The organism is Rahnella sp. R3(2024), assembly GCF_042920125.1.
Taxonomy (GTDB): domain Bacteria; phylum Pseudomonadota; class Gammaproteobacteria; order Enterobacterales; family Enterobacteriaceae; genus Rahnella; species Rahnella rivi.
On the sequence record NZ_JBHGBU010000001.1, the window covers coordinates 3,191,028 to 3,204,463 of the forward strand.

At 55.2% G+C, this 13,436-nt stretch carries 11 protein-coding genes; 7 read left to right on the forward strand and 4 right to left on the reverse strand.

The features are described 5' to 3' along the window. Nucleotides 1-59: 59 nt before the first annotated feature. Nucleotides 60-791, forward strand: coding sequence for a pyridoxine 5'-phosphate synthase (pdxJ, locus tag ABSH60_RS14340; RefSeq protein WP_056770860.1), 732 nt, complete (start codon nt 60-62; stop codon nt 789-791). Next, nucleotides 791-1,171, forward strand: a complete 381-nt coding sequence (gene acpS / locus ABSH60_RS14345) for a holo-ACP synthase (RefSeq protein WP_056770863.1) — start codon at nt 791-793, stop codon at nt 1,169-1,171. The genes pdxJ and acpS overlap by 1 nt, the downstream gene beginning before the upstream one ends. Here the strand turns inward: acpS and ABSH60_RS14350 are convergent, their stop codons facing one another. Further along, nucleotides 1,172-1,426 (reverse strand): YfhL family 4Fe-4S dicluster ferredoxin, encoded by a 255-nt coding sequence (locus ABSH60_RS14350; RefSeq protein ID WP_056770866.1) that lies wholly within the window; start codon nt 1,424-1,426, stop codon nt 1,172-1,174. It abuts the gene before it with no gap. 99 nt (nt 1,427-1,525) lie between these two features. Beyond that, the gene (locus ABSH60_RS14355) at nt 1,526-2,374 is read right to left on the reverse strand and encodes a MurR/RpiR family transcriptional regulator (protein WP_122096037.1); all 849 of its coding nucleotides are present in this window, start codon (nt 2,372-2,374) and stop codon (nt 1,526-1,528) included. 154 nt (nt 2,375-2,528) lie between these two features. On the opposite strand from ABSH60_RS14355, the gene murQ reads away from it, so the two are divergent. The 3 genes from murQ to yfhb are packed head-to-tail and all read left to right on the forward strand — an operon-like array spanning nt 2,529 to nt 5,461. Beyond that, nucleotides 2,529-3,422 (forward strand): N-acetylmuramic acid 6-phosphate etherase, encoded by an 894-nt coding sequence (gene murQ, locus ABSH60_RS14360; RefSeq protein WP_390975774.1) that lies wholly within the window; start codon nt 2,529-2,531, stop codon nt 3,420-3,422. 28 nt (nt 3,423-3,450) lie between these two features. Next, nucleotides 3,451-4,818: a PTS transporter subunit EIIC gene (locus ABSH60_RS14365; RefSeq protein WP_122096127.1), complete on the forward strand. Its 1,368-nt coding sequence runs from the start codon at nt 3,451-3,453 to the stop codon at nt 4,816-4,818. Between the two features lie 4 nt (nt 4,819-4,822). Next, nucleotides 4,823-5,461, forward strand: a complete 639-nt coding sequence (gene yfhb / locus ABSH60_RS14370; protein ID WP_056770871.1) for a phosphatidylglycerophosphatase C — start codon at nt 4,823-4,825, stop codon at nt 5,459-5,461. Between the two features lie 107 nt (nt 5,462-5,568). Here yfhb and yiaY read toward each other — a convergent pair whose 3' ends face one another. After that, complete coding sequence (gene yiaY, locus ABSH60_RS14375) at nt 5,569-6,720, reverse strand: L-threonine dehydrogenase (protein WP_390974504.1); 1,152 nt, start codon at nt 6,718-6,720, stop codon at nt 5,569-5,571. A 332-nt stretch (nt 6,721-7,052) separates the two neighbouring features. On the opposite strand from yiaY, the gene tadA reads away from it, so the two are divergent. Then, nucleotides 7,053-7,571, forward strand: a complete 519-nt coding sequence (tadA, locus tag ABSH60_RS14380) for a tRNA adenosine(34) deaminase TadA (protein WP_056770878.1) — start codon at nt 7,053-7,055, stop codon at nt 7,569-7,571. 11 nt (nt 7,572-7,582) lie between these two features. On the opposite strand, the gene mltF is transcribed toward tadA, so the two are convergent. Continuing rightward, nucleotides 7,583-9,043 (reverse strand): membrane-bound lytic murein transglycosylase MltF, encoded by a 1,461-nt coding sequence (gene mltF, locus ABSH60_RS14385; RefSeq protein WP_183848765.1) that lies wholly within the window; start codon nt 9,041-9,043, stop codon nt 7,583-7,585. Between the two features lie 278 nt (nt 9,044-9,321). Between mltF and purL the strand changes: the two genes are divergently transcribed. Then, the gene (purL, locus tag ABSH60_RS14390; protein WP_390974506.1) at nt 9,322-13,212 is read left to right on the forward strand and encodes a phosphoribosylformylglycinamidine synthase; all 3,891 of its coding nucleotides are present in this window, start codon (nt 9,322-9,324) and stop codon (nt 13,210-13,212) included. The last annotated feature ends 224 nt before the right edge of the window (nt 13,213-13,436 follow it).

The following is a 13,436-nucleotide window of genomic DNA, read 5'->3' on the forward strand; positions in this document are numbered from 1 at the left end:
TGCGGGAATGGTTTTTTGATCCACCCGTAAATTAATCCATTCTAAAATCTGGAGTTGTTATGGCCGAGTTGCTGTTGGGCGTTAACATTGATCATGTCGCGACACTGCGTAATGCACGCGGTACGGCTTACCCTGATCCCGTTCAGGCTGCGTTTATTGCAGAACAAGCGGGTGCTGATGGCATCACCGTTCACCTGCGCGAAGACCGCCGCCACATCACCGATCGCGATGTGCGCCTGCTGCGTCAGACTATTCAGACCCGCATGAATCTCGAAATGGCAGTGACGGATGAGATGGTTGGCATTGCCTGTGAAATCCTTCCTCACTTCTGCTGTCTTGTGCCGGAAAAGCGTGAAGAAGTGACCACGGAAGGCGGTCTGGACGTTGCAGGACAGATCGATAAAATGACCGTCGCCGTGTCGCGACTGAGTGAGGCCGGTATTCTGGTTTCTCTGTTTATTGATGCGGATTTACGTCAGATCGATGCCGCGGTTGCCGTCGGTGCCCCTTATATCGAAATTCATACCGGCGCTTACGCAGAAGCGAAGACGGATCTTGAGCGTGAGGCAGAACTTCATCGCATCAAACAAGGTGCTGCGTACGCCGCAGGTAAAGGGCTGAAAGTGAATGCCGGCCACGGGCTGACATATCACAACGTACAGCCGATCGCCGCGATGCCGGAAATGCACGAACTGAACATTGGTCATGCGATTATTGGTCAGGCCGTGATTGATGGTTTGTCAGGTGCAGTGCGCGAGATGAAAAATCTGATGCGGGAAGCACGTCGTTAATGACTATTTTAGGTTTAGGTACGGATATTGTTGAGATAACCCGTATCGAAGCAGTGATTGAACGCAGTGGCGACCGGCTGGCAAAACGTATTTTATGCGCCAGCGAATGGGCTGTTTATCAGCAGCATCAGCAGCCGGTTCGCTTCCTGGCAAAACGTTTTGCCGTGAAGGAAGCCGCCGCCAAAGCGCTGGGAACGGGGATCCGTAACGGTCTGGCGTTTGAGCAGTTCGAAGTGGTAAACGACGTGCTGGGAAAACCGGGGCTGATTTTTCACGCCCGCGCGGCGGAAATGGCGGCGGAACTCGGGGTAAAAGCCGTACACGTGACGCTGGCCGATGAACGCCGTTATGCCTGTGCTACCGTGATTATCGAAAACTGATTACACGGCGTGATGCAGCACCACAAATTTATCCCACAGCTGCTCGTTGGATTCGGTGTGTTGCGGATTGATGATAATCGTATTATCGATCGGGCAGACACTCTGGCAGGTCGGCTTATCGTAATGGCCGACACATTCTGTACAGCGATCGCTGTCAATTTCGTAAATCTCGTTGCCCATCGAGATCGCCTGATTCGGACACTCCGGTTCGCACATGTCGCAATTAATGCATTTGTGTGTGATCAGCAGGGCCATAATGTGTCTCATCTCTCAATAATCAGGGCGCGCATTATATCAGAATTGCGCTGGCGTAGGTTCCACGCCAGCGCCTATCCTTGTCTGAACTGATCCTGATCAAATCAGCTTCTTTACCAACTCTTCGCTGTGGCGGATACGCTCCGGCGCATGCTCGGTATCCTGCTGAACCAGCGCCACAAACAGCAAATCGGTCAGGGAATATTGCGCTGTCGTGGCAGAGAGCGCGGCACCACGGGTCGCCGGCAATTCGGCAACGGTGTACAGGCAGTGATCGGCCTGTTGTTGCAGCGTATTCGGCGTAAAACCGGTGATCGCCAGCACTTTAGCCCCACTTTCTCTGGCCACCCGCGCCGCCAGATTAATCTCGCTGCGCTCGCCGCTGGAGGAAATCGCCAGCAGTAAATCTTTTTTAGACAGTGCCTGAACCGTCGCGATAAGCACATGGGTGTCTGATTCGGCGATGGCCGTTACGCCAATTTTCAGCAGCTTATAGGCCAGATCTTTCGCCACCAGACCTGATGCGCCGATCCCCGTCAGCACGATTTTTCTGGCCTCGCTCAGCATCGACAATCCGATTTGCAACCGTGGCTCGCCGTTGATATCCAGCGTGGCGCGCAACGCCGCCTGTTTTTCCGCCAGCAGTTTCTCTCCGACCACCTGCAGACTGTCGGTGCTCAGGATCTGATTATGTACCGTGACCGGTGGGCTGTTTTTAGGCGATGCCAGAGATTCGCTCATCGCCAGCTTCAGCGCCGGAAAACCTTTATATCCCAATTTCTGCGCGAATTTCACCACGCCTGACTGGCTGACGCCTGCCATCTCAGCCAGCTTCTGTGAACTCAGATGGCGCGCTTCTTCCGGCTGATCCAGTAAAAAATCAGCCAGCTTGCGATCATTTTGTGCCAGCGATGGGTAAAGCTGGCGGATCCGAATCATACAACTCATGGTGGGTTATCCCCGTGCCTCAAAATACCAACATCACGTTTTACTGATTATGTTATCTAAAGTAGCAAATATTCCTCGCATTGATGAATAAAATATTCAAGTATTGGATGATTATTTTGAATTAAAAATTCAGGAGTGTGCCATGAGCAATGCCATGAACTTAGGTTCCCTTATCTCAGAAAGCCGTAATCCGGAAACAATGAATCTGGATGAGATGTCCACGCTGGAGCTGGTGACCTGCTTTAATCACCAGGATCGCAAAGTGCCCGAGGCGATAAGCCTCGTTCTGCCAGCCATTGCTCAGGCCGTTGACCACGCCGCGGCCTCTTTGACTGCCGGGGGGCGCCTGATTTATCTCGGTGCAGGCACCAGCGGTCGTCTGGGCGTGCTGGATGCGTCAGAGTGTCCGCCGACGTTTGGCGTAACGCATGGCGTGGTTGTCGGGCTGATAGCCGGTGGGCCCGGCGCCATGCTCAAAGCGGTAGAAGGCGCTGAAGACGATGAAAATCTGGGCATTGAAGATTTAAAAAATCTAAACCTGACGGCGAAAGATACGGTTGTCGGACTGGCGGCCAGCGGACGCACGCCGTATGTGATTGGCGCGCTGCGTTATGCCACCGCGCTGGGGTGTGCGACGGTGGCGATTTCCTGTAACCCGGACTCACCGATTGCCCGCGAAGCCAATATCGCCATTTCTCCGGTGGTTGGCCCGGAGGCGCTGACCGGCTCCACCCGTCTGAAATCCGGTACCGCACAGAAACTGGTACTCAATATGATTTCAACCGGTGCCATGGTGAAAACGGGCAAGGTTTATCAGAACCTGATGGTGGATGTGAAAGCGACCAACGTCAAACTGGTGGATCGTGCCTGCCGGATTGTGGTGGAGGCCACCGGCGCGGAACGAACTGCTGCAGAACAGGCGCTCGCGCAAACTGATTTTGAAGTAAAACCGGCGATTCTGATGCTGTTGGCGGGCATTGATGCGCAACAGGCGCAAGCACGCCTGACCAGACATAACGGATTCCTGCGTCTGGCTCTGGCTGATTAAGCATAAGGGGATAAGTATGGCGACGGAGATGAATAAAACTCACCTGCTGGCTTCCAGAATTTTGCAGGGTGTGGGCGGCGAAGCAAACATCAGCAAGCTGGAAAACTGCATGACGCGCGTGCGTGTGGAAGTGCTGGATGAGCAGCTTTTAGATCTGACCAGCCTGAAAACGCTCGACGGCATTAAGGGCTATCTTAAGCAGGGCGATCAGCATCAGTTTATTGTCGGGCCGGGAGCGGCGGCAAAAGTCGTCGATGCCATGCGCTTACAGCTGACGCCTGCCCGCCAAAACGGCGGTGGTGAAACGGATATTGCCCGTAACAAGGCGAATGCAAAAGCCAAATACTCCGCGCCGATGAGCGGGGCGCTGCGAAAGCTTGCCGACGTCTTTATTCCGCTTATCCCCGCATTCATTGCTTCCGGTCTGATCATGGGCATCATCAACCTGCTCAAGCGCCCCGACATCGCCGGATCGATTGCCACCGATTATCCGAATATTCTTGGATTACTGGCCGTGTTCGGCGGGGCCGTTTTTGCCATCATGAACATTCTGGTCGGCGTCAATGCGGCGCGGGTGTTTGGAGGTTCGCAGGCGATGGGCGGCGTAATGGCCGGTATTCTCTCCAGCCCTGCGCTGGCGCAGATCACCTTATTCGGCGAAACGTTGCAGCCCGGTCGCGGCGGGGTAATTGCCGTACTGCTGGTGGTGGCGCTGATGTGCTGGCTGGAAAAACGTCTGCGTGAGGGGTTACCGGAGTCCGTGGAGCTTATCCTCAACCCGCTTATCACCACGCTTATCACCGCGACACTGGCGATTATTATCCTGCAACCGCTCGGGGGGTACATCTCGGACGGCATTGCGCACGGTGTCAATATTGCTATCGATAAAGGCGGTTTACTGGTCGGCGCCATTCTGGCCGGGGCATTTTTGCCGCTGGTACTGTCAGGTTTGCATCAGGGATTAGTGCCGATCCACGTAGAACTGATTCAGGCTCACGGTTCCAATCCTTTGCTGCCGATTCTGGCAATGGCGGGTGTCGGGCAGGTTGGCGCGGCGATCGCTGTTTATATGAAAACCCGTAATGCCCGTCTGAAAAAAGTGATTAAAGGTGCGTTACCGGTCGGGATCCTGGGGATTGGCGAACCGTTGATTTTTGGTGTCACGCTGCCGCTCGGGCGGCCTTTCATCGGCGCCTGTCTGGGCGGTGCCGTCGGCGGCGCACTCATCTGTTACTGGAAAGTCGCCACGGTGATCACCTTCGGGATTTCAGGATTGCCGCTGGCACTGACGATCGTTTCTGGAAAAGTGATGTTGTATCTGGCAGGTTTAGTCATTACGGTATTAGCTGGTTTTATATTTACCTGGATGATGGGGTTCAACGATCCCGAGGAGTAACGGATTGACTACGAAGCCTGACCAACGGGTAGTTTTTTTTGATCTTGATGGCACATTGCATCAGCAGGATATGTTTGGTTCCTTTCTGCGCTTCCTGCTTTGGCGTATGCCGCAAAATTTGATTCTGGTGGTGCCCTTATTGCCGCTGATTGGGCTGGGGCTATTTTTTCAGGGGCGCGCCGCGCGCTGGCCTATGAGCCTGCTGCTGTGGGCAATCACTTTCGGGCACAGCGAGGCGCGTTTAAAGGCGCTGGAATTACAGTTTGTTAACGCCTTCCGCCAGAAGGTGGTGGAGTTCCCGGTTGTGCAGCGGCGCCTGCGCGAATATCTCGAGAGTGATGACACTGAGGTCTGGCTGATTACCGGCTCGCCGGAAAATCTGGTGCGACAGGTTTATGACACGTCGCTGTTTCTGCCGCAGGTAAAACTGGTAGGCAGCCGGATCGCCCGTGCGAAAGGGGGATGGGTGTTGCCGTTACGTTGTCTGGGAGAAGAGAAGGTCGTGCAACTGGAAAGCCGGATCGGTTCGCCGCTGAAACTCTACAGCGGCTACAGCGACAGCAAACAGGACAATCCGTTGCTGTTCTTTTGTGAACACCGCTTTCGTGTCAGCAAGCAGGGGGAATTACAACAGCTGGAGTAAAGCGTGACGTTCTGTTTCGCGCAAAAAGAAAAGGCCGGTTATCCGGCCTTTTCTGCACTTTCTTTTCCTCAACGCCCCCGTCAAGTTCGAGAAATTCTTTCAGTGAATCACATTGCCGCTTTAAAAATACCGACAATGTCCTGATGTGTCCCCTGAATCGGGTTAGTCAGTGCACAGGCATCGTTGAGGGCATTGGTCGCCAGCGTAGTAAAATCTTCCTCTTTCACCTTCAAATCGCGCAACCCCGCTGGGATCCCCACGTCGCGCGCCAGCTGGCGGATGGCATCGATACAGGCTTTGGCACCTTGCTCATCACTCATGTCCGCCACATCGATATGCATCGCCGCGGCCACTTCTTTCAGGCGCGGGCTGGCGACGCGGGCATTGTATTCCTGCACGAACGGCAGCAGCACAGCGTTACAAACACCGTGTGGCAGGTTATAGAAACCGCCAAGCTGATGCGCCATGGCATGCACGTAGCCGAGTGACGCATTGTTAAAGGCCATTCCGGCGAGGAACTGCGCGTAAGCCATGTTCTCACGGGCCTGCATATTGGCGCCGTCTTCCACGGCGGTACGCAGTGACTCTGCAATCATGGTGACGGCTTTCAGCGCGCAGGCATCCGTTATCGGGTTCGCCGCGCTGGAGACGTAAGCTTCAATGGCATGAGTCAGGGCATCCATCCCGGTGGCAGCCGTCAGCCCTTTAGGCATTCCGACCATCAGATGAGGATCGTTGACGGACATCAGCGGTGTGACGTTTTTATCGACGATAGCCATTTTGATGTGGCGTTCTTCATCAGTGATGATGCAAAAACGGGTCATTTCTGATGCAGTACCGGCTGTGGTGTTAATGGAAATCAGCGGCAACTGAGGTTTTGCCGAGCGGTCTACGCCCTCATAATCTTTAATGTCACCGCCATTGGTGGCGAGCAGCGCAATGCCTTTAGCACAGTCATGCGGAGAACCGCCGCCGAGTGAAATCACGCAGTCACAGCCATCGCGTTGCAGAACGTCCAGGCCTTCGCGCACATTGCGGGTGGTTGGGTTAGGGTGCGTGCCGTGGTAGACGCTGCTTTGTACATCGCTTTGCGCCAGTAATTCCTGAACCTGTTTAACGACGCCGATATCGAATAACACTTTATCGGTAACGATCAATGCATGATGAAAACCGTGTTGGGAGATGGCGGTGGCCGCCTCGTTGAGTGCGCCGGAACCGATGACATTGACAGAAGGGATAAAGAAAGTTGCAGTAGCCATAATGTATTTCCTTATTGTTAATTCTTAGTGGGTACAAGGAAATCTTATGATTGTTACCGGTAACACGATTTGATCTGACGCAATATTTGCTGTTTTTTATCGCAAAAAACCAGTGCTAATCCTCATGAATATTAAGGTTATTATCTGTTTCGCTCAGTGTTTTTCAAAGGGAGTCCGCGATGCGGCATCAGGTAAACTCCATCAGAGATATTACTCATTCATCAGATCAATTTGTTTGGCTGAATACACCTGGCTGCCGTGGGCGGGGCGGCTGAACAAAGGTATAATGACCGCAGGAAATATTGGCTGAGGTTGAAGTGACAGAGACAGTGATGAACGAGACAAAGGGTGACGAAGAATGGATGCAATATGCCATGACTCTGGCTCTGAAAGCGCAGGATGAAGGCGAAGTGCCGGTGGGCGCTGTATTGGTTTTGGATAACCGGGTCATTGGCGAAGGCTGGAACCGTTCCATCGGGCATCACGATCCGACTGCACATGCCGAAATTATGGCGCTGCGCCAGGGCGGCTGCGCGGTGCAAAACTATCGCCTGATTGATGCCACGCTGTATGTCACTCTTGAGCCTTGCGTGATGTGTGCCGGCGCGATGATTCACAGCCGGATCCGCCGTGTGGTGTATGGCGCGGCAGATGCTAAAACCGGTGCCGCCGGATCACTGCTCGACGTGCTGCGCCATCCGGGCATGAATCATCAGATAGAGATTACCTCCGGCGTTCTGGCGCAGGCGTGTTCGGAACAGCTGAGCGCTTTTTTCCGTTATCGCCGCAGTCAGAAAAAAGCCCTCAGACTGGCGCAACGCGCTGCTGAACAAGGCGCAGAACCCGAATAACCCCGCCTGCCTTACTCTGCCAGCGCTTCCTTCGCTTCCACCGCCGGATAGCCCTGGCCTAACTGGGCCTGCAATGCCGCCTGCTGTGCCAGCTGTTTCTCTTTTTCCGTCAGATATCCCACCAGGCTGAGCTGATAGCGGCGGATATTTTCCACGTAATTATAAGCCTGCGTCCCGCGCGCATACCCGTAGGTGGTGCGGCCCGCGTAGCGTTTCTGATTAAGCATAGGCAGACGCTGCTTCACATCCGCCCAGCTGTCGGGGTTGCCTTTCTGCTGCGCCGTCAGTTTGCGGGCATCCAGCATGTGGCCGTAACCCATGTTATAGGCCGCAAGGGCAAACCAGATTTTCTCGTCCTGCGGAATGCTGTCCGGCATTTTCTCCATCAGTCGCGACAGATAGAGCGCGCCGCCACGGATACTTTGCTCGGCGTCGGTCCGGTCATCCACGTCCAGCCCCGAGGCGGTGGCACGGGTTAGCATCATCACACCGCGCACGCCGGTGGGTGATTTGGCCTGCGGATCCCAGTGTGATTCCTGATACGCGATGGCGGCGAGTAAGCGCCAGTCGATATCCTGCGCGTATTTTTCGAACAATGGCTGCAAGTCAGGCAGCGTTTTGTCGATGGCGTTCAGGAAAGTGCGTGTATCGACGTAATCGAAATCGCCGACGTGGCCGAGGTATTTCTCCTCGAGCTTTTGCAGAGTGCCGTCGTCGGCAATCTGGCTGAAAAAGTCGAGCATAGCGGCGGAGAGGCTGTCGTCGTCGGGCTGCTTGCGGTAATACCAGGTGACGGGTTCATCTTCGGTAACGTCAAACGCGACGGCAAGGCGTGGATAGACACGCTGCATCAGCGCGATGGTCACTGAATCGCCCAGCGTGTAATCCAGTTTGCCATTTTCCACCTGCTGCAGAAGGTCGCGTGGCGACATCTTGTCAGTGGTGCTCCACGTCAGGTTGGGGAATTTTTTGCCTGCGGCTTCCAGTGTCGGGATGTGCGCGGTTCCGGCGGAAACCACCAGAGTGCCTTTAATGTCGGCAAAACTTTTTGGCCGGGCGGAGCCCTGCCGGTAAACCAGTTGCTGGGAGATGGAATAGTATTCCGGCCCGGCGCGGTAGTTTTTCAGCCGTTCATTGTTGTAGACCAGACCGGACGCCAGCATGTCGGCTTTATCGTGATCGAGTTCGTTGAACATCGCGTCGACGGTGGTGTGCTGAGAGACGACGAGCTTCACCCCCAGATAATCTGCGAAGCGTTTTGCCAGTTCGTAATCGAAGCCGAGATTACCTTCCGGTGAGTCCATAAAAGTCAGTGGAGAATTGAGCGTGCTGACGCGCAATTCTCCACGGGATTTTATTTGATCCAGCTGGTCACCTTCACCCCGATGCCACGGCACGGCAGGCCATAAGGCCAGCGCCAGCAACAGGGCGGCAATTCCCATGAGGAAATAATTAAATTTTAGTCGCTTCAAATAGTTATCTCGCTGCGGCGCTCTTGTTTTTTTACGATATGCTGTGCAGTTTGTATGGTTATATCCCCAGTGCTGACGCATTTTGCTCAACAAAACGACAGTCTGCAACTTTATTCATAATACCCGCACGAAATGCCTGCCTATAAATGAATATCAATATTCACTGCGCAAACGGTTTCGTCAGGCGAAGGCTTTCTTTATAATAGGCCGCGTTTTCCCCCTGTTGCGCCCAATGAAGCACTGTGGTCAGTGTCTTCGAAGACGAGAGATCTGTGATTATGGAAATACTGCGTGGTTCGCCCGCTTTGTCGGCTTTTCGCATTAACAAATTGTTGTCCCGCTGTCAGGATGCCCGCCTTCCGGTCAGCGATATCTACGCCGAATATGTACACTTTGCCGATGTCAGCGCGCCGCTGAGTTCGGACGAACAAACCAAGTTACAACGCCTCCTGAAATACGGTCCTTCTCTCGCTGAACACGCTCCAACCGGTCGTTTACTGCTGGTCACGCCACGCCCTGGCACCATTTCTCCCTGGTCTTCCAAAGCCACTGACATTGCACACAACTGCGGTTTGTCGCAGGTTCTGCGTCTGGAGCGCGGTCTGGCCTTCTACGTGCAGGCTCCGCAGCTGAGCGAAGCGCAGTGGGCACAGCTGGGCGCTTTATTGCATGACCGGATGATGGAAACGCTCTTCGGCAATCTGGAAGACGCCAGTGCGCTGTTTGCACAGCATCAGCCTGCGCCGGTGCAGCACGTTGATATTCTCGGCGAAGGCCGCAGCGCGCTGGAAACGGCCAACATCAAACTGGGTCTGGCGCTGGCGCAGGACGAAATTGATTACCTGATGGAAGCCTTCACGTCGTTGGGGCGCAACCCGACTGACATCGAGCTGTATATGTTCGCGCAGGCTAACTCCGAACACTGCCGTCATAAAATCTTCAACGCTGACTGGATTATTGACGGCGAAACGCAGCCGAAATCCTTGTTCAAGATGATCAAGAACACCTTCGAACAGACGCCCGATCACGTGCTGTCCGCGTATAAAGACAACGCCGCCGTGATGGAAGGTTCACAGGTCGGCCGTTTTTACGCCGATGCGAAAGACGGTCTGTACGATTTCCATCAGGAGCAGGCGCACATTCTGATGAAGGTCGAAACGCATAACCACCCGACGGCGATCTCTCCCTGGCCGGGTGCGGCAACCGGCTCCGGCGGTGAAATCCGTGACGAAGGCGCAACCGGTCGCGGTGCAAAACCGAAAGCCGGTCTGGTCGGTTTCTCCGTTTCCAACCTGCGTATTCCGGGCTTTGAACAGCCGTGGGAAGAAGATTTCGGTAAGCCGGATCGTATCGTGACCGCGCTGGATATCATGACCGACGGCCCGCTGGGCGGCGCTGCGTTCAACAACGAATTCGGTCGTCCGGCACTGCTGGGCTACTTCCGTACTTATGAAGAAAACGTCAACAGCCACAACGGCCCTGAACTGCGCGGTTACCACAAGCCGATCATGCTGGCCGGGGGTATCGGCAACATCCGTGCCGATCACGTGCAGAAAGGTGAAATCACCGTTGGCGCGAAACTGATTGTGCTCGGCGGCCCGGCGATGAATATCGGTTTGGGCGGCGGTGCGGCTTCTTCGATGGCCTCAGGTCAGTCGGATGCGGATCTGGATTTTGCTTCCGTACAGCGCGATAACCCGGAAATGGAACGTCGTTGCCAGGAAGTGATCGACCGCTGCTGGCAGCTCGGCGAAGACAACCCGATTCTGTTTATCCATGACGTCGGTGCCGGTGGTTTGTCCAACGCCATGCCGGAACTGGTGAGCGATGGTAACCGTGGCGGTCGTTTCCAGCTGCGCGACATCCTCAACGACGAACCGGGCATGAGCCCGCTGGAAGTCTGGTGTAACGAATCTCAGGAACGTTATGTCATGGCCGTCGCACCAGCACAGCTGGCGCAGTTTGATGCCATCTGTAAACGTGAGCGCGCACCTTACGCGGTGATCGGTGAAGCCACTGAAGAAATGCATCTGACTCTGGAAGATAGCCATTTCGACAACCAGCCGATTGATATGCCGCTCGACGTTCTGCTGGGTAAAACGCCGAAAATGACCCGCGACGTCACCACGCTGAAAGCCAACGGCGACGACCTGAATGCGGAAAATATTCAGATTGCTGAAGCGGTAAACCGCGTTCTGCATCTGCCGGCGGTTGCCGAGAAAACCTTCCTGATCACCATCGGCGACCGTACCGTCACCGGTATGGTGGCGCGCGACCAGATGGTGGGGCCGTGGCAAATCCCGGTTGCTGACTGCGCGGTCACGACCGCCAGCCTCGACAGCTACCACGGTGAAGCGATGTCACTGGGCGAACGTGCGCCAATCGCCTTACTGGACTTCGCCGCCTCGGGTCGTATGGCCGTGGGCGAAGCGCTGACCAACATCGCCGCTGTCGAAATCGGCAGCCTGAAACGCGTTAAGCTTTCAGCGAACTGGATGTCTGCCGCCGGTCACCCTGGCGAAGATGCCGGATTATATGCCGCGGTGAAAGCGGTGGGTGAAGAGCTTTGTCCGGCGCTGGGCATCACCATTCCGGTGGGCAAAGACTCCATGTCGATGAAAACCCGCTGGCAGGAAGGCAATGAACAACGCGAAATGACCTCACCTCTTTCTCTGGTGATTACGGCATTTGCCCGCGTTGAAGACGTGCGCCACACCGTGACGCCGCAACTGCGCACGGATAAAGGTGACACCGCGCTGCTGCTGGTGGATCTGGGTGCCGGCCATAACGCACTGGGTGCGACGGCGCTGGCGCAGGTTTACCGTCAGCTCGGCAACACGCCTGCCGATGTGCGCAGCGCAGAGCAACTGGGTGGCTTCTTCAACGCCATGCAGGCGCTGGTGTCTGAGCAAAAATTACTGGCTTACCATGACCGTTCCGACGGTGGTCTGCTGGTGACGCTGGCTGAAATGGCCTTCGCCGGGCATTGCGGCCTGACTGCCGATATCGCGGCGCTGGGTAACGATTCGCTGGCAGCCTTGTTCAACGAAGAACTGGGCGCGGTGATCCAGGTGCGTGCATCAGACCGTGAAGCGGTTGAGAAAACGCTGGCTGATTTTGGTCTGGCGGATTGCACACATTATCTCGGCACCGCAGAAACCGGCGATCGCTTCATCATTTCTTCCGGCAGCAAGCCGGTGTACAGCGAAAGCCGTACCACGCTGCGTACCTGGTGGGCAGAAACCACCTGGCAGATGCAGCGTCTGCGCGATAACCCGGAATGTGCCGATCAGGAACATCAGGCCAAAACTCAGGATCTCGATCCGGGTCTGAACGTCAAACTGACATTTGCTCCTGACGAAGACGTGGCGGCGCCGTACATCGCGAAGGGCGCGCGTCCGAAAGTGGCGGTACTGCGCGAGCAGGGCGTTAACTCCCACGTTGAAATGGCTGCCGCTTTCCACCGTGCAGGTTTTGATGCGGTTGATGTGCACATGAGCGATTTGCTGGCCGGTCGCCGTGATTTGCAGGATTTCCACACGCTGGTGGCGTGCGGCGGGTTCTCTTACGGTGACGTGCTGGGCGCGGGTGAAGGCTGGGCGAAATCAGTTCTGTTCAACGACCGCGTGCGTGAAGAGTTCGAAGAGTTCTTCCACCGTCCGCAAACGCTGGCGCTGGGCGTATGTAACGGCTGCCAGATGATGTCGAACCTGAAAGAGCTGATCCCGGGGGCTGAACACTGGCCGCGCTTTGTGCGTAACCTGTCTGATCGCTTTGAAGCACGCTTCAGCCTGGTGGAAGTGACCGCCAGCTCGTCGATGTTCATGCAGGGCATGGCCGGTTCACGTATGCCAATCGCTGTTTCCCACGGTGAAGGCCACGTGGAAGTGCGTGATGCGGCGCATCTGGCACAAATCGAGCACAGCAACCTGGTGGCGCTGCGTTTTGTGGATAACAACGGTCAGGCGACGGAAGCCTATCCGGCGAACCCGAACGGCTCTCCGAACGGGATTACGGCGGTGACCAACCTGTCAGGCCGCGTCACCGTTATGATGCCGCACCCTGAGCGCGTATTCCGTACTGTCAGCAACTCCTGGCATCCGGAAGAGTGGGGCGAAGACAGCCCGTGGATGCGCATGTTCCGCAATGCGCGTAAACAGCTCGGTTGATGCTTAACCGGTGTCAGTAATAAAAATCCGCAGTGCGAAAGCCTGCGGATTTTTTTATGTCAGGGCATCTCTGAAAGAAAGCAGTCATCTGTCAGCGCCACCAGACGGAACTCATTTTTCTGCGTTCAGCCGATCATCATCGTTCTAAGGTGCTGTTTTTTAACGGCATAAAAAGATCTATTTATTCGATTTATGTTTTCTTAATATATCATTCAGTATTCATA

Excerpts from the sequence above, each read along its gene's own strand:
- pdxJ (WP_056770860.1), top strand. The coding sequence starts at position 60 with ATGGCCGAGTTGCTGTTGGGCGTTAACATTGATCATGTCGCGACACTG.
- acpS (WP_056770863.1), top strand. The coding sequence starts at position 791 with ATGACTATTTTAGGTTTAGGTACGGATATTGTTGAGATAACCCGTATC.
- ABSH60_RS14350 (WP_056770866.1), bottom strand. The coding sequence starts at position 1,426 with ATGGCCCTGCTGATCACACACAAATGCATTAATTGCGACATGTGCGAA.
- ABSH60_RS14355 (WP_122096037.1), bottom strand. The coding sequence starts at position 2,374 with ATGAGTTGTATGATTCGGATCCGCCAGCTTTACCCATCGCTGGCACAA.
- murQ (WP_390975774.1), top strand. The coding sequence starts at position 2,529 with ATGAACTTAGGTTCCCTTATCTCAGAAAGCCGTAATCCGGAAACAATG.
- ABSH60_RS14365 (WP_122096127.1), top strand. The coding sequence starts at position 3,451 with ATGAATAAAACTCACCTGCTGGCTTCCAGAATTTTGCAGGGTGTGGGC.
- yiaY (WP_390974504.1), bottom strand. The coding sequence starts at position 6,720 with ATGGCTACTGCAACTTTCTTTATCCCTTCTGTCAATGTCATCGGTTCC.
- tadA (WP_056770878.1), top strand. The coding sequence starts at position 7,053 with ATGAACGAGACAAAGGGTGACGAAGAATGGATGCAATATGCCATGACT.
- purL (WP_390974506.1), top strand. The coding sequence starts at position 9,322 with ATGGAAATACTGCGTGGTTCGCCCGCTTTGTCGGCTTTTCGCATTAAC.